We start from the raw sequence: 15,890 nt of genomic DNA on the forward strand, positions 1-15,890 counted from the left end.
ACCTCAGGCGATGGAAGGGCGGATGGTGGCGCCGCCGTCGACGACCATGGTCTGCCCGGTCATCCAGGAGGCGGTGTCGCCGGCCAGGAACACCGCGGCGTTGGCGATGTCCTCGGGCTCGCCGATGCGGCCGAGCGGCATGAACTTGTTGATCGCTTCCTCGTTGTTCTCCCACAGCGCGCGGGCGAGGGCGGTCTTCACCAGGCCGGGCGCGATGCAGTTGACGCGCACCTTCGGTGCCAGCTCCATGGCGAACTGCCGGGACAGATGGATGACCGCGGCCTTGGTGGCGTTGTAGTAGCCGATGCCGTGCTCGGTGACCATGCCGCCGACCGACGCGATGTTGATGATCGAGCCGCCGCGCTCCTGCATGGACTTCTTCCAGGCCAGCTGCGTCCACTGGACGACCGCGAACTGGTTGACCTGGACGGTCTTCTCGGCGGCGGCGGGCTCGATGTCGACCATGTGGCCGAAGTGCGGGCTGGTCCCGGCGTTGTTGATCAGCACGTCCACGCCGCCGAACTCGGCGATCGCGGCGTCGAAGCACGCGGCCGCCTGCTCGGCGTCGCCCACATGGGCGGCCTTGGCCAGCACGCCGACCTCCGGGTGGGCGGCCTGGATCTCCTTGGCCGCCTCGTCCAGCGCCTCCTGCTTGCGCGAGGACAGCACCACGTTGGCGCCCTCGGCCGCCAGCGCGGTCGCGATCGCCTTGCCGATGCCGCGGGAGGCACCCGTGACCAGGGCCGTCTTCCCCTGCAGTCCAGTCCGCATTCGCACTCCTTGTGTCGCACCGAGAGCCCTAACAGAATCCGGCTCGGTTTTCACTGTACCGAAGTAACTGACGAGTCAGTTAGGTCCGCCCCCGGACAGCTCGCCCACCCGTGAGAGTACGAATCACCGGAACCCCTCCACCACCGGAGGCCGGGTCCTGCCCACCACCCAGGTCAGCCCGATCGCCGCCGCCTTCGTCGGGGGCGAAGGGGCGCGAGCCGTACGCCTTGATTTGAACGGTCGCTTGGTTGGTAAACTGCCCCGGTGAGCACCATGAAGGAACGGCGTCCCGCCGTCGACGGCTGGTTCACCACCGATGCGGGGGACGTACGGCTGCTGGGCACGCGTTGCACGAGCTGCGGCACCCCCTACTTTCCCCGGAACGAGCTGGCCTGCCGCAACCCCGGCTGCGCGGGCCCCAAGGACGGCTCGGAGCTGGAGGAGTACGCGCTGTCCAACCGCGGCACGATCTGGTCGTACGCAGATGCGCGTTACAAGCCGCCACCCCCGTACGTCTCGGCCGACCCCTTCGTGCCGTACACCATCGCCGCCGTGGAGCTCACCGAGGAGCGCATCGTCGTGCTCGGGCAGACGGTGCCGGGCGTCGGCGTGACCGACCTGGAGGTCGGCATGGAGGTCGAGCTGACCACCGGCACGCTCTTCGAGGACGACGAGGCCGAATACACGGTCTGGATGTGGAGGCCTTGTGCCCGCGGCTAAAGAGATTGCTGTCCTTGGGGCTGGAATGCACCCCTGGGGCAAGTGGGGGCGCAACTTCGTCGAGTACGGGCTGGCCGCCGCCCGCGCCGCGCTCGCCGACGCGGGGCTGTCATGGCCCGACATCCAGTACGTCGCCGGAGCCGACACGATCCGCAACGGCTACCCCGGCTTCATCGCGGGCGCGACGTTCGCCCAGGCCCTCGGCTGGTCCGGCGCCCGGATCTCCAGCTGCTACGCCGCCTGCGCGTCGGGCGCGCAGGCCATCAACAACGCCCGCGCGCAGATCCTCGCCGGGCTCTGCGACGTCGCCCTCGTCGTCGGCGCCGACGCCGCGCCGAAGGGATTCTTCAAGCCCGTCGGCGGCGACCGCCCGGACGACCCCGACTGGTTGCGCTTCCGGCTCCTCGGCGCGACCAACCCGATCTATTTCGCCCTCTCCGCCCGCCGCCGGATGGCCGTGCACGGCGCGACGCTGGACGACTTCGCCGCGGTCAAGGTGAAGAACGCGCGGCACGGGCTGGCCAACCCCAACGCCCGCTACCGCAAGGAGGTCACGGCGGAGGACGTGGCGGAGTCGGCCGTGGTCGCCGATCCGCTGCGGCTCCTGGACATCTGCGCGACCAGCGACGGCGGCGCGGCCCTGGTGTTGTCGTCGATGGACTTCGCACGCCGGCACGGCGCCGGAGACCCGGTGCGGATCCCGGCCCTGTCCACGGTGACGCCGACGTTCCCCAAGACAGTGCTCGATCTGCCCGACTTCGCCACCGACTCCGCGATGACGGTCCCCGAGCCGGAGCGGCCGTTCCGCTCCGCCGTCGCGCACGCCGCGTACGAGGAGGCGGGCATCGGACCCGAGGATCTCTCCCTGGCCGAGGTGTACGACCTGTCCACCGCTCTTGAGCTGGACTGGTACGAGGACATCGGCCTGTGCGAGGTCGGCGGGGCGGAGGAGCTGCTCCGTTCCGGCGCCACGGCCCTGGGCGGCCGCATCCCGGTGAATCCCTCGGGCGGCCTCGCCTCGTTCGGTGAGGCCATCCCCGCGCAGGCCATTGCCCAGGTCTGCGAACTGACCTGGCAGTTGCGCGGGCAGGCCGAGGGACGTCAGGTCGAGAACGCGCGCGCCGGCATCGCCGTCAACCAGGGCCTCTTCGGCCACGGCTCGGCCATCATCACCGTTCGCTGACACCCTTGTCCGCGTTGCGGGCGACCAGCAGCGCCCACGCGATCAGCGGGGCCTGCACCGGCAGGCGGCCGTAGACGACGGCGCGCAGCGGGAGCGCGCGGTGCCGCCAGTCGCGCGCCATCTTCACGTTCGCCGGGAAGACCGCGGCGAAGAGCGCTGCCGCCGCGAGCGCGCCCTTGCGGCGCGTCTTCGGATGGGCGACCGCGGCCGCGACGGCCAGTTCGGCCGCGCCGCTGAGGTAGGTCCACGTCCGTGCCTTGCCCGGCAGACGGCTGGGGACGATCGCGTCGTACGGCCACGGGGCCAGGAAGTGGGTCGCCCCGGCGCCGGCGATGAACGCGGCCAGCCGGCGGGCCGCACGTGACGAATCAGACATGCGCCGAGTCTGGCAGAACGTGTCGATCAACGCCGGGACAAGGCTAGATTTGTCTTTGTACTGACCGGTCAGTTTAAAAGGAGATGACGGCGATGGCGGTCCGGGCGCCGGCGGCGCGGGTCGAAGCGCAGGGGCTCTCGCTCCGCGGGCCTCGCGGATGGGTCTTCCACGATGTGGGGCTGACCGTTCCGGCCGGGGCGCTGGCGGCGGTGAGCGGCATCGCGGGTTCCGGGCGCACGGCCCTTTTGCTGGCCCTTGGCGGGCGGATGAAACCTACGGATGGCACCGGCACCGTCGGCGGCCGGTCGCTGGGGCGCGACGTCCAGCGCGTCGCCGCCCTGGGCGTGATGGCCGGGGTCACCGAGCTGGACCCGTCGCTGACGGTACGGGAGCACGTCAGCGAGGCCCTCAGCCTGCACGAGGGAATCCCGGGCAGATGGCGAGGGCGGAACGCACGCGTCAGGAAGGCGCTTGACCGCGTCGGCCTGGACGCCGACCCCGGCATGCTCGCCCAGGAGCTCGCCCCCGACGAAGCCCAGCTGCTCGGCGCCGCGCTGGCCCTGATCGGTGAGCCCGAGCTCCTTCTCCTCGACGACGTGGACGAGGGACTGCCGATGGAGAGACAGCGGGCACTGTGGCGGCGGCTGCGTGCCATCGCCGACTCCGGCGTGACCGTCGTCGCGACGTGCCATGACCCCGCCCCGGCCCAGGACGTCGCCCAGATCATCGAATTGGAGCCCTCCCGATGAGACTTCCCGCGCTGACGTCAGGCGTCCTGGAGCTGCGGCGCTTCAGGCGTAACCGGCTGACCCGGATCGCCGTGGCCGGGCTGGTCCTCCTGCCTCTGCTGTACGCGGGCCTCTACCTGTGGTCGTTCTGGGATCCCTACGCCCGCCTCTCCCACGTGCCGGTCGCGCTCGTCGTCGACGACAAGCCGGCCAAGGCGGACGGCAAGACGGTCCACGCGGGCGCGGACCTCGCCGACGAGCTCAAGAAGCGCAAGGTCTTCGACTGGCACACGGTCGGCCGGGACGCGGCGGAGGACGGCGTCCGGTCCGGCAAGTACTACATGGCTCTCACCATCCCGTCCGACTTCAGCTCGCGGATCGCCTCGCCGAGCGGTTCGGGGGCGCCGCAGGCCGCGGCCTTGAAGCTGCAGCTGAACGACGCCAACAACTACGTGGTCGGAACCGTCGCGCAGGCCGCGTTCAAAGAGGTCAGCACGGCCGCCGGGAGCGACGCCGTGCGTGGCTACTTCGACCAGATCTTCGTCTCGTTCGGCAAGCTGCACGGTGAGCTCGACAAGGCCGCGGACGGCGCGGGGCAGCTCGCGGATGGCTCCGGCAAGGCCCATGACGGCGCGGGCAAGCTGGCAGGTGGGCTCGGCAAGGCCCACTCGGCGGGCGAACAACTCACCTCCGGGCTCGGCACACTGCACGACGGCACCGGAGAGCTCGCCGACGGCAGCAGGCAGGTGTCCGCCGGCATGGGGCAGTTGACCGCGACGGTCGACAAGGCAGCGGACGCGGTGGTGCCGCTGCTACGAGAGAACGCTCCGCAGATCCGTTCCGCCGCCCTGCTGGTGGCGAAGGGGGCGGACCGCCTCGCTGATGCCGCCGGGACGCTGCCCGCCCAGTCGAGAGAGGCCGTGCGGGACGCGGAGGCGGCGCAGGCCGAGCTCGACCGCTACCTCGACGCGCACCCGGAGATCCCGCCGAACGTCCGGCACAGGCTGACCCAGGCCGCCGACCAGGTCGTGTCGGTGGCACGCCAGGTCGACCGCTACGTCCAGGCGCACACCGCCGACCTCAAGAAGCTCGCGGCCGACGCGCGCAAGGCCGAACGGCTGGCCCGCAAGGTCGCAGCGAACGCGCCCACACTCGCCGGCAAGGTCGAGGCGGCGCGGCGGAACGTGGACCGCCTGAACGACGGCGCGCGGCAGGTCGCCTCTGGTGCCGCCCGGATCGACGCGGGCACGGGCAAGGCGTTCACCGGAACGTCCAAGCTGACCAGCGGGCTCGGGCAGCTCTCGGAAGGCGCCGTCACCCTCGACACCGCGCTGCTGCAGATCTCCGAGGGAAGCGGCGAACTAGCCCACGGGCTCAAGGACGGCGCGAAGCAGGTCCCCGCGTACGGCAAGGGCGAACGGAACGACCGCGCGGACATGATGAGCAGCCCGGTCCGGCTGGCCAGCTCCACCGACAACAAGGTGCCGAACTACGGCACCGGCTTCGCCCCGTTCTTCATGCCGCTCGCGCTGTGGGTCGGCGGGATGGTCATCTACATGATGCTGCGCCCGCTGAACCCGCGGGCCCTCGCCGGCACCGCGCCCGGCTGGCGCGTCGCGCTGGCCGGCTGGCTTCCCGCCGCCGCCATCGGGGTCGCGCAGGCCGGGGTCGTGCTCGCGGTGCTGCACTTCGGCCTGGGGCTGGAGGCCGAGCACTGGCTCGGGCTGATCGCCTTCCTGTCGCTCGCGTCGGCCGCGTTCCTGGCCGTGATCCAGTGGGTCAACGCGCGCTTCGGGCCCGTCGGGCGCATCCTCGCGCTCGCCCTGCTGATGTTGCAGCTGACGTCCGCCGCGGGTACGTATCCCATCGAGACGAGCCCGGGGTTCTTCCAAGCGATCCAGCCGTTCCTGCCCATGCCGTGGGTGGTCACCGCCGTCCGGCACCTGATCAGTGGCGGCGGCCTGGCACCGGTGTGGCAGGGTGGTGCGGTGCTGGTGGCGTTCCTGGTGGGCGGGCTCGCGCTCACGGCGCTGACGGTCCGGCACAACCGTGTGTGGACGATCAAGCGGCTGCACCCCGTACTGAAGCTGTGAGGCCCATGAGCAGGACGGCGACCCGCGAGAGGGTGTTCGCCGCGGCGATCGAGCTGATCGCCGCGCAGGGCTTCACCGGCACCACGGTCGACCAGATCGCCGAGCAGGCGGGCGTCGCCAAGGGCACGGTCTACTACAACTTCGGCAGCAAGGCCGCACTGTTCACGGAGCTGCTGGACTACGGCATCGAACGGCTGTCGACCACGCTGCGCGAGGCGGCCGGCGGGCGCAAACCGCTGGACGCGCTGGAGGCGGTCGTCGGCGCGGAGCTCGCGTTCATCGGCGAGCACGAGTCGTTCGCCCGGCTGCTGATCGCCGAGGCGTGGCGGTCGGGCGGCGGTGACTGGCGGCACGCCGCGCGGCTCATCCGTGAGCAGGCGATCGACGTGATCGCCGACGTGCTGCGGGCCGCCGTGGGCGCCGGCGAGCTGCGGGAGGACCTCGACATCGGCATCGCCGCCACGGCGGTCTTCGGCATGGTCATCACGGTCGCGCTCGACTGGCGCGCGCTCCAGCCTGACCGCCCGCTCACCGAGGTCCACACCACCCTGATGGACCTCCTGCGCGGCCGCCTGTCAGCCGGCAGCGCCTAGCGAGGACGGAAGACGCCGCCGATGAGCTTCTTGCCGTAGGGCACCTCTCCCGCGCAGCGATACACGCGGTCACCCTTTTCGAACCGGCTCTGCGAGGGCGGGATCACTCTCACGTCCCACTTCCACGACCGGTATTTGGCCGCCCGGCCTTGCAGCGACCGCCGCAGGATGTTCTTGGAACAGACCTTCCGCACGGTCGGGTTCCTGGCCAGGAGATCCCGGTCGCCGGTCTCGCCGTCGGGCGGCATGAGGGCGATCGCGAAGACCTGGCGGCCGTGCGGCTCCTTGCAGTCGAACCGGCTCATGGAGAGAATCCACCCGTTCACCCAGATACCGCCGCCCCAGCACTCCGCCGTGCGCGTACAGCGGGCGCGGGCGCCGGGCACGAGGGCGGCCGGGCAGTTCGCGGTCACGGTCTCCACGCCGTAGAGCTTCTTGTCGGCGGCGGCCGCCGCATTTGCGTTGCCGCTGCCGGTGCCCTTCCCCGGCGCAGCCCCGCCGTCCTTGCCGCCGCCCTGCTGAACGGCGCCGGTCTTGCTGGGGTCCGAGCCCGTTCGTGAGTCCGAGTCCGGCGCGAACGCGACGAGCGCGCCCGCGCCCAGGATGCCCGCCCCCACCAGTGCCGCCGCCCCGAGGATGAGACCCTGCGACAATCCCCGTGACTGCCCGGCGGGCGCGGGCTGGATGGCCGGCTCGGTCGTGTGCCCGTCGATGGGAACGGGCGGAGCCGGCATGGTGCGCAACGGCGTCTGCGACTGCATGTCGACGGCGGCCAGCGCGTCCCGGAAGGCGTCGGCGGTGGGAGTGCGGACGTTCCGGTCGAACGCCATCGCCTGCCGGAGCACGGCGGTCAGCGCGGTGGGCACGCCGGGGAGGTCGGGAACAGGCTGCTGCTGCGCCGCCATCAGCGCCGCGATGCTCAACTGCCGGTCGGGCGGGAAGTGCGGCGGCCGTCCGGACAGCAGCGCGTACAAGGAGGCCGCGAGGGAGTAGACGTCCCCCGCGGGGGAGGGCTCGTCCAGCCGGAACGCCTCGGGCGGCGCGTACGCGGGTGTCAGCGCCTCGCGGGTGGCCGAGGACTCCATGCCGGGCGTGGGCATGCTGGCCAGCCCGAAGTCGGCGAGCCCGGGGTTGCCGTACTGGTCGACCAGGATGTTGGCGGGTTTGACGTCGCGGTGGAGCACCCCAGCCGCGTGGGCCGCGGCCAGGGCGTCGGCGATGTTCACCCCGATGTCGCGCACCTCGGCGGGCTGGAAGGGGCCGCGTTCCTGGAGCCGGTCGTTCAGGGAGCCACCCGGGCAGAGCTCCAGGACCATGTACGGGCGGCCGTCCGGGAGCACGCCCGCGTCGTACACCGCGACGACGTGCGGGTGGCCGGACAACCGGCCGGCGGCGGTGACCTCGCGCATGAAGCGGCGCCGGTCGCGCTCGGACGCGAGCGGGCGGCTGTCGACCTTCAGCGCCACCTCGCGCTGGACGGAGAGCTGGCGGGCACGGTAGACGGTGCCGAATCCACCCGCGCCCAGCGTCTCGACGAGCTCGTAGCCGGGGATGTTCATGATGCCGTAGTGCTCCTGGAATGCCGGATCTCCAGCACCCTAGTTGATCGCTACGGCATCCTGCGGACCTCCTCGATCACCGCCGGCATCATCGTGTTGTTGTCGCGCACGTAGTCCAGCAGGAACCGCAGCTGCTCGTCGGTGAAGCCGTCCAGCTTCTCGCCGAAGGCCCGCCCGATCGGCTCGAAGTACCGCGCGAAGCGCCCGGCGCTCTCCGGGACGAGCTCGATGATGACCCGCCGCCGGTCGTCGGCGTCACGGGTGCGCTTGACGTAACCGGCCTTCTCCAGCCGGTCGATGACGGCGGTGATCGCTCCCCCGGTCGTGATGCCCATGAGCTGCGCGAGCTGGCCCGGCGTCTGCGGCCCGTCCAGCGTCAGCGCGTTGATGCACTGCGCGTCCGTGACGTTCATGCCGGCCTTGCTCGCGGTGGCGTGGTGCAGCAGCACCGTCCACATGGTGCTGCGCTGGATCGCCAGCTGCAGCTCCTGCTCGATCCGCGCCCGTTCCGGGGTCGACACGCACCCACCTCAATTCTCTCGTATATCGAGAGACCCTAGCAGGCGCGCTGCTGGCGGGTGGTCAGGCCTCCTCGGCTATTTGCTTGGCCCAGCGGTAGTCGGCCTTGCCGGCGGGGGAACGCTTCATCTCGGTGACGAAGGCGTAGGTGCGCGGGACCTTGTAGCCCGACAGCTCCTTGCGGCAGTGGGCGTCGAGGTCGTCGGGCGACGGGGGCTCACCCTGCGGCTGGATGACGGCGGCCACGCGGCTGCCCCAGCGTTCGTCGGGGATGCCCGTGACGACGGCGTCGTACACGCCCGGATGGCCCTTGAGGACCGCCTCGATCTCCTCGGGGAAGACCTTCTCGCCGCCGGTGTTGATGGCCTGCGAGCCGCGGCCGTACACGGCGATCGAGCCGTCCTCCTCGACGGTGGCGAGGTCGCCGGTGAGGAGCCAGCGCTTGCCGTCCACCTCGGGGAACGTGCGGGCGGTCTTCTCGGGGTCGTTGTAGTAGCCGCGTGCGATCCAGCCGGAACGGGCCACCTGGCCCATGACTCCGGAACCGGGCTGGACCACCTTGAGCGCGTCGTCCAGGACCGTCACGTCCTCCACATCCGGCGCGAAGCGCAGGCCCTTCTCGGGAGTCGAGCCCGCGACGGCCTGCGCCGTCGAGCCGGACTCGGTGGAGCCGAACCGGTCCAGGATCATGACGTTGGGCAGCGCGCGAGCCAGGCGATCACTGACGCTGCCGGAGAGGATGGCGCCGGTGGAGACGTAGGCGATGAGGCTGGACACGTCGTACGAGGCGCCCGGCCGCTCCAGCTCCTCCACCATGGGGATGGCCATGGCGTCGCCGGTGATCGTGAGGGAGTTGACCTTCTCCCGTTCGATCGTCCGCCACACCTCCGCCGCGTCGAACTTGCGGACGTAGACGATCGTGCCGCCCATCCACCATGTGATGAACGTGGCCATCTGAGCAGCGCCGTGCATCAGCGGCGCCACCGGCATCATGGTGATGGGCCCGGCGTTCACAGCCTGGTCGACCACGTCCTGCGGCTTGCCCGGGCGGGGGAAGCTGGGGTTCCAGAACGCGAAGAGCATGTCCTCCATGCCCCACATCACGCCCTTGGGCATGCCGGTCGTCCCGCCGGTGTAGATGATGTAGGTGTCGTCGCCCGACCGCGCCGGGAAGCCGCGCGTGGCGGGCTGGGCGGCGATGGCCTCCTCGTACGGGACGGCGCCGGGGACCGTGGACGGGCCGTTCACCGAGATGAGGTTCCGGATGGACGGCACCTGCGGGACCGTCGCCGCGACCCGCTCGTCGAACTCGGCGTCGTAGAGCAGCGCGACGCTGTCGGAGTCACGGTAGAGGTAGAGCAACTCGGACTCGACGTAGCGATAGTTGACGTTGATCGGAACGGCCCGGATCTTCAACGCGGCCAGGATCGCGACCGCGTACTCGATCCCGTTGTAGAGCTGGATCGCGACGTGCTGCCCGCGTTCCACTCCGACGCCTTCCAGGTGATGGGCCAGTCGGTTGGCCTCGGCGTCCAGGTCGGCGTAGGTGAGCCGCCGGTCGCCGCAGACGAGCGCGACGCGGTCCCCGATCGCGTCGGCGACCCCTTCGAACAGATCCGCGTAGTTGAACTCCATCGGACTTCCTCCGGGAGAGTTAGGGTTTGTCGCTGCCGACGATCCACATGGCGAAGAACTGGGCTCCGCCGCCGTACGCGTGGCCGAGGGCCCGGCGGGCACCCTCGACCTGGTGTTCCCCGGCCAGGCCGCGGACCTGGAGAGCCGCCTCGGCGAACCGGATCATCCCGGAGGCGCCGATCGGGTTGGACGAGAGCACGCCGCCCGAGGCGTTCCACGGAATGTCGCCGTCGAGCGCCGTCGCGCCGGACTCGGTGAGCTTCCAGCCCTCGCCCTCACCGCAGAAGCCGAGGTTCTCCAGCCACATCGGCTCATACCAGGAGAACGGCACGTACGTCTCGGCGACGTCGAGCTCGCGGCGCGGGTCGGCGATGCCGGCCTGCCGGTAGACGTCGGCCGCGGCGTCCATGCCGCCCTGCGGGTTCACCGTGTCGCGGCCCGCGAAGAAGATCGGCTCCGAGCGCATCGACGTGCCGTGCACCCAGGCGGGCCTGTTGGGGGTCTTGCGCGCGGCGTCCTCGGAGGCGAGCACCATCGCGCACGCGCCGTCGGACGACGGGCAGGTCTCCAGGTAGCGGATCGGCTCCCAGAGCATCGGGGTGGACTCGACCATCTCCCGCGAGATGCCCGGGATCTTGAGGTGGGCGTACGGGTTCTTCAGCGCGTTCTCCCGGTCCTTGACCGCGACGAGCGTGCCGATGTGGTCGGGGGCTCCGGAGCGGCGCATGTACGCGCGGATGTGCGGGGCGAAGTAGCCGCCCGCCCCGACGACCAGCGAGGTCGAGTAGGGCGTGTTGACGGTGAGCGCCCAGGTGGCGTTGGACTCCGACTGCTTCTCCCACGCCACGGTGAGGACCCGGTCGTGCACGCCGCTCTGGATGAGGCTCGCCGCGACGTTCGCGGTGGAGCCGCCGACCGAGCCGGCCGTGTGGACGCGCATCATCGGCTTGCCGCGCGCCCCCAGCGCGTCGGCGAGGTACGCCTCGGGCATCATGACGCCCTCGAAGAGGTCGGGCGCCTTGCCGATGACCACCGCGTCGATGTCGTTCCAGGTCAGCCCGGCGTCGTCGAGCGCGCGCTGCGCCGCCTCGCGGACCAGCCCGGCCATCGAGACGTCAAGCCGCTTGGTCTTGTACGCGGTCTGACCCACGCCGATGATCGCGCACGGGTTACCCATTGTTCTCTCCCGAGAGGACGCAGACGAGGTTCTGCTGGAGGCACGGGCCGGATGCGGCGTGGGCGAGGGCCTTGGACGCCGTGCCGTCGTGGATCCGTCTCGCGGCCTCACCGATGCGGATCAGGCCGGTGGCCATGACCGGGTTGGCCGAGAGCGCGCCGCCGGAGGGATTGACGGTCACGTCGTCGCCGAGGCCCAGCGCCTCCCGCAGGATCAGCTCCTCGTGGGTGAACTGGGCGTGCAGCTCGGCGACCTCGATGCCGGTGGCCCCCGCCTTCTCCCCCGCGATCCGGGCCGAGTCCGACCGGGCCAGGTCGCGTACACCGGGGAGGTGTGCCTCGCTGCGGTGGTCGATGCCGGTGATCCATGCGGGCCGTTCGCACAGCTCGCGCGCCTTGTCGCCGGTGGCCAGCACGATCGCCGCCGCGCCGTCGGCGTCCGCCGCGATGTCGTGCGGGCGGAGCGGGGCGACGTCGTAGCCGGCGTCACCCGGATCGTCGAGGTGGAGAGCGAACGGGTTGTCGCGGCCGGCCGCACGGGACCGGGCGGCGACGGCGCGCAAGTCGTCCTCCTTGGCGCCCGACCGTTCCAGGTAGGCGCGCGCCTGGAGGGCGGCGAGGGAGACCTGGTCGACGCCGAGGGGCGCCAGGTAGTACGGGTCGAGCTGCTGGGTCATGATCTCCCGCAGCGTGCCCTGGGACGGCTTGCCGAAGCCGTACACCAGCGCGGTGTCGATCTCACCGTGCTGCAGCTTCACCCACGCCTCGTACAGCGCCCAGGCCGCGTCCATCTCCACGTGCGACTCGGAGATCGGCGGCCAGGCGCCGACCGCGTCGAGCGCCGACACGAACGAGAACGGCGCCCCGGCGAGGTAGTCGCATGAGCCCGAGCAGGTGAACCCGAAGCGCCTCAGCCCGGTGCGTTCCTTGATCTCGGTGATGATCGGGGCGAGGAGCTCGACCTCCGACATGCCGGTGTCCTCGGCGGTGTGCCGGGTCTGAACGAACGCGACGACCGCGACATCTCTGCTCATAGGTAGTCCTTGATCGCGTCGAAGGGGACGTCGGGCTCGTCGAGCGGCTCGAACCACTTGATGTTGCTCATGGTCTTGCCCCACTCCTCGCGGGGTCTCCAGGCCGCCTTGACCCGCATGCCCATCCGGACCTGGTCCGCCGGGACGCCCGCCACGAGGGCGAGCATGGTGAGCCCCGCTCCGTCGAGCAGGATGTAGGCGGAGACGAACGGCACCTCGGGGGCGCGCGGGTCCGGCAGGTTGTTGACCGCGAACGTGGTGACGGTGCCGGTGTCGGGCAGCTCCACCTCCTCGGTGGTGGGCACGCCGTCCTTCGGGCACAGGCCCTTCATCGGCACGATGACCTGGCCGCAGACACCGCACCGATGGCCGATGAGCTTGCCCTGGGAGACGCCCTCCAGGAACCGGTCGAGCGCCCGGCCGCCCTGGAGCTCGTACTCCAGCCGCGACGGCGCGTTGATCATCGTGACCTCGGGCTCGAAGCACTCGATGTCGTTGATCGACCCGGCCCGCTTGCCCCGGCCGCGGAACTTGGGCCTGACGCGCAGGCCGGTCTTGAGATAGCGCGGCGCCTCGGCGCCCTCCTCAAGCACGCCCATGTCCAGCGCGTGCAGCAGCGCGGTGTCGGCGCCGTCCGGCTGGATCAACGCCCAGGCGAACGGGCGGTCGAGGGGGTGCACCTTCAGCGGCCGCGACACCCACGACCAGCTCTGGACGGTGCCCGCGGGCCCGACCTCGACGTACTCGTCCGTCACGGCCTCGCCGCTGTCCGGGTCGTACTCCAGGGGAGGGAAGAGCACCTTCCCGGCCTGCGTGCGCACGCCCACCAGGCGCCCGTCGCGCAGCTCGCTCAGGAACCGGCCGATGACCGGGCCGACCGACCGCGTGTAGCCGCCGGGAAACTCCAGGACGTGGTTCGGGGCCTCAGCCGGGAGGTCGGTCACGGTGGATTGGTCGGGCTTAGATGGCACTCTCGCGGTCCTTCCAGTACGGGTCGCGGAGCTTCCTCTTGAGGAGCTTGCCGTTGGGCTCGCGCGGCATGGTCTCGATGAAGTCGATCGACCGCGGCCACTTCATCTTGGCCAGGCGGCCCTCCAGTGAGGAGAGGATCTCGGCGGCCAGCTCCGGCCCCGGCTCGGCACCCGGCGCGGGCTCGACGACGGCCTTGATCTGCTCGCCCCACTCGTCGTCGGGAATGCCGAACACGGCAACGTCGGCGACCTTGGGGTGCATGGTGATCTCGTTCTCGATCTCGGCCGGGTAGATGTTGGCGCCGCCCGAGATGATCATGTCGGCCTTGCGGTCGGACAGGAAGAGGAAGCCGTCCTCGGTGAGGTAGCCGATGTCGCCGACCGTGAAGTGGTCGTCGAGCCGGTTCTTCTCCGTCTTGTCCTTGTCGCCCTTGTACTCGAACGTGGTGCCGGCCATCTTCATGTAGATCGTCCCGGGCGTGCCGGTCGGCACCGGCTGCCCGTCGTCGTCCACGATCAGCAGTTCGCTGATCGGCCAGGCCTTGCCGACCGTGCCGGGGTGGGCGCGCCAGTCCTCCGGCGAGGCGATCGTGCCGCCGCCCTCGGTGGCCGCGTAGTACTCCCAGATGCAGTCGCCCCACCAGTCGAGCATCTGCTGCTTGATCGGGACCGGGCACGGCGCGGCCGCGTGGATGGCCCACTTCATGGACGACACGTCGTAGCGCTTCCTGACCTCGTCAGGCAGGCCGAGCAGCCGCTTGAAGTGCGTCGGCACCATATGGGTGTTGGTGATCTTGTAACGCTCGATCAGCCGGAGGGTCTCCTCGGCGTCCCACTTGTCGACGTACACCAGCGTGTGGCCCATCTGCAGCGCCGTGCCGCCGAACTGGGTCACCGCGGTGTGGTAGTTCGGCGAGGTCACCAGATGCGCCTGCGGTTCGTTCCCGGCGGGACGCCCGGGCGTCATGCCGAACATCCCCAGCAGGAACGTCATCAGCTCGGCGCTGTCGTCCGGGTCGATCCCGGCGAGCTTGCGCCTGACGCCCTTGGGCCGCCCGGTGGTGCCGGACGTGTAGTGCATGGTCGCGCCGTTGCTGCGGTCCTCGGGCAGCGCGTCCGGCTGCCCGCCGACCAGCTCGTCGAACGGGCGGAAGCCCTTGACGGCACCGAACGCGAACCTTCGATGCGCCTCGATCCCCGACTCCTCGGCACCCCGCTCGCCCTCCTCGGCGTAACGCTCGTGCACGAAGAACGCCTTGGCCTCGCTGTCGGCCACGATGTAGCCGATCTCGGGGCCGGTCAGATGCCAGTTGATCGGCGTGTAGTACCAGCCCGCCTGCAACGCGGCCAGATACAGCACCAGTCCGTCGACGCCGTTCGGCACCAGGCCGCAGAAGCCGTCGCCGTTCCGCAGCCCGAGATCCCGCAGCCCGTGCACCACCCGGTTGGCGCGGGCCAGCAGGTCACCAGCGGTGTACTCGGTTCCATCCGGGTCGACGGCCGCGATCCACTCCGGATCGGCCTGCGCCAGCCGCCAAAATCCCAACGATCCCATCGGCTCTCCTCGCCCGTCGCTCGGTCGATGAGCAGCATCGCACTCACCCCGGGATGCCAAAGTAGATCACGTTCTCGTTTTCTGGGGCAAGAGCTGTTGACGCGCCGATCTCGCTACTAGAATCTGTTCTTGTTTTGAATCGCCGGGTTACCTGGGAGGACGCGTTGGAACGGCTGCCGATCAGCACCGAGCACTGCACCGTCGAGCAGGACGGCCACGTCGTCATCGCGACGATGAACCGCCCCGAGGCCCGCAACGCGCTGAGCTCGGCCATGCTCGTCGGTCTCGCCGACGCCTGGGCCTACATGTCCGAGACCCCCGAGGTCCGCGTGGGCATCCTCACCGGCGCGGACGGCCAGTTCTGCGCGGGCGCGGACCTGAAGGCGATGGGCACCCCGCCCTCCGACCCCAAGGTCCAGGAGCGCATGCAGCAGATCCCGAACTTCCACTGGAAGGGCCTGCTCCGCGAGGGCCGGCCGACCAAGCCCCTCATCTGTGCGATCGAGGGCTACGCCGTGGCCGGCGGCACCGAGCTCCTGGTCGGCACCGATCTCCGCGTGGTCGCCGAGGACGCCACCCTCGGGCTGTACGAGGCGAAGCGCGGCCTCTTCCCCATGGGCGGCTCCGCGATCCGGCTCCCCCGCCAGATCGGCTACGCAGCCGCGATGGACATCCTCCTCACCGCCCGCTCGGTGACACCGCAGGAGGCCCTCACCATGGGCCTCATCAACAAGGTCGTCCCGACCGGCACCGCCCTCCAGGCCGCCCGCGAGCTGGCCGACCAGATCGCCGAATGCGGGCCCCTCGCCGTCCAGGCGATCCTCCGCACCTACCGCGAGACCGAGCACCTCTCCGAGGAGGAGGCCCTCAAGATCTCCGACGAGATCGGCTGGCCCGTCATCGGGTCCGAGGACGCCAAGGAGGGCTCGAAGGCCTTCAAGGAGAAGCGCCCGGCCGTCTTCAAGGGCAAGTGATCT

General features: G+C 70.6%; 15 protein-coding genes. 6 read left to right on the forward strand and 9 right to left on the reverse strand.

Annotation, left to right across the window (positions count from 1 at the left end):
* Positions 1-3 precede the first annotated feature (3 nt).
* Entirely contained in the window at positions 4-771 is a 768-nt protein-coding gene (locus tag F8566_RS03970) for an SDR family oxidoreductase (RefSeq protein ID WP_151558138.1), read from the reverse strand.
* A 273-nt stretch (positions 772-1,044) separates the two neighbouring features.
* Between F8566_RS03970 and F8566_RS03975 the strand changes: the two genes are divergently transcribed.
* The gene (locus F8566_RS03975; RefSeq protein WP_151558990.1) at positions 1,045-1,491 is read left to right on the forward strand and encodes a Zn-ribbon domain-containing OB-fold protein; all 447 of its coding nucleotides are present in this window, start codon (positions 1,045-1,047) and stop codon (positions 1,489-1,491) included.
* 25 nt (positions 1,492-1,516) lie between these two features.
* Positions 1,517-2,674 carry a lipid-transfer protein gene (locus F8566_RS03980; protein WP_151558140.1) on the forward strand — a complete coding sequence of 386 codons (1,158 nt, stop codon included), beginning with the start codon at positions 1,517-1,519 and terminating at the stop codon, positions 2,672-2,674.
* Here the strand turns inward: F8566_RS03980 and F8566_RS03985 are convergent.
* The gene (locus F8566_RS03985) at positions 2,661-3,050 is read right to left on the reverse strand and encodes a DoxX family protein (protein WP_151558143.1); all 390 of its coding nucleotides are present in this window, start codon (positions 3,048-3,050) and stop codon (positions 2,661-2,663) included. The genes F8566_RS03980 and F8566_RS03985 overlap by 14 nt on opposite strands.
* A 92-nt stretch (positions 3,051-3,142) precedes the next feature.
* Between F8566_RS03985 and F8566_RS03990 the strand changes: the two genes are divergently transcribed.
* From F8566_RS03990 to F8566_RS04000, 3 genes are read left to right on the forward strand one after another with little or no spacing between them, the layout of a single operon-like run.
* The gene (locus F8566_RS03990) at positions 3,143-3,799 is read left to right on the forward strand and encodes an ABC transporter ATP-binding protein (protein WP_225992855.1); all 657 of its coding nucleotides are present in this window, start codon (positions 3,143-3,145) and stop codon (positions 3,797-3,799) included.
* Positions 3,796-5,871, forward strand: a complete 2,076-nt coding sequence (locus F8566_RS03995; RefSeq protein ID WP_151558145.1) for a YhgE/Pip domain-containing protein — start codon at positions 3,796-3,798, stop codon at positions 5,869-5,871. The genes F8566_RS03990 and F8566_RS03995 overlap by 4 nt, the downstream gene beginning before the upstream one ends.
* Positions 5,872-5,876: 5 nt before the next feature.
* Complete coding sequence (locus F8566_RS04000; protein WP_151558147.1) at positions 5,877-6,464, forward strand: TetR/AcrR family transcriptional regulator; 588 nt, start codon at positions 5,877-5,879, stop codon at positions 6,462-6,464.
* On the opposite strand, the gene F8566_RS04005 is transcribed toward F8566_RS04000, so the two are convergent.
* From F8566_RS04005 to F8566_RS04035, 7 genes are all read right to left on the reverse strand, one after another.
* Positions 6,461-8,023: a serine/threonine-protein kinase gene (locus F8566_RS04005; protein WP_151558149.1), complete on the reverse strand. Its 1,563-nt coding sequence runs from the start codon at positions 8,021-8,023 to the stop codon at positions 6,461-6,463. The two genes, F8566_RS04000 and F8566_RS04005, sit on opposite strands and share 4 nt — an antisense overlap.
* 50 nt (positions 8,024-8,073) lie before the next feature.
* Positions 8,074-8,544, reverse strand: a complete 471-nt coding sequence (locus tag F8566_RS04010) for a MarR family winged helix-turn-helix transcriptional regulator (protein WP_225992856.1) — start codon at positions 8,542-8,544, stop codon at positions 8,074-8,076.
* Positions 8,545-8,605: 61 nt separating this feature from the next.
* Positions 8,606-10,177 (reverse strand): acyl-CoA synthetase, encoded by a 1,572-nt coding sequence (locus F8566_RS04015; protein WP_151558151.1) that lies wholly within the window; start codon positions 10,175-10,177, stop codon positions 8,606-8,608.
* A gap of 19 nt (positions 10,178-10,196) precedes the next feature.
* The gene (locus F8566_RS04020) at positions 10,197-11,354 is read right to left on the reverse strand and encodes a thiolase domain-containing protein (RefSeq protein WP_151558153.1); all 1,158 of its coding nucleotides are present in this window, start codon (positions 11,352-11,354) and stop codon (positions 10,197-10,199) included.
* Positions 11,347-12,387, reverse strand: a complete 1,041-nt coding sequence (locus F8566_RS04025; protein ID WP_151558155.1) for a thiolase domain-containing protein — start codon at positions 12,385-12,387, stop codon at positions 11,347-11,349. The genes F8566_RS04020 and F8566_RS04025 overlap by 8 nt, the downstream gene beginning before the upstream one ends.
* The gene (locus F8566_RS04030; RefSeq protein ID WP_151558157.1) at positions 12,384-13,331 is read right to left on the reverse strand and encodes a Zn-ribbon domain-containing OB-fold protein; all 948 of its coding nucleotides are present in this window, start codon (positions 13,329-13,331) and stop codon (positions 12,384-12,386) included. The genes F8566_RS04025 and F8566_RS04030 overlap by 4 nt, the downstream gene beginning before the upstream one ends.
* 16 nt (positions 13,332-13,347) lie before the next feature.
* Positions 13,348-14,913 (reverse strand): acyl-CoA synthetase, encoded by a 1,566-nt coding sequence (locus tag F8566_RS04035; RefSeq protein WP_151558160.1) that lies wholly within the window; start codon positions 14,911-14,913, stop codon positions 13,348-13,350.
* A 164-nt stretch (positions 14,914-15,077) separates the two neighbouring features.
* Here F8566_RS04035 and F8566_RS04040 point away from each other — a divergent pair, with 164 nt between their 5' ends.
* Entirely contained in the window at positions 15,078-15,887 is an 810-nt protein-coding gene (locus tag F8566_RS04040; protein ID WP_151558993.1) for a crotonase/enoyl-CoA hydratase family protein, read from the forward strand.
* Positions 15,888-15,890 lie beyond the last annotated feature (3 nt).

The organism is Actinomadura rudentiformis, from assembly GCF_008923185.1.
In the GTDB taxonomy this organism is placed as follows: Bacteria; Actinomycetota; Actinomycetes; order Streptosporangiales; family Streptosporangiaceae; genus Spirillospora; species Spirillospora rudentiformis.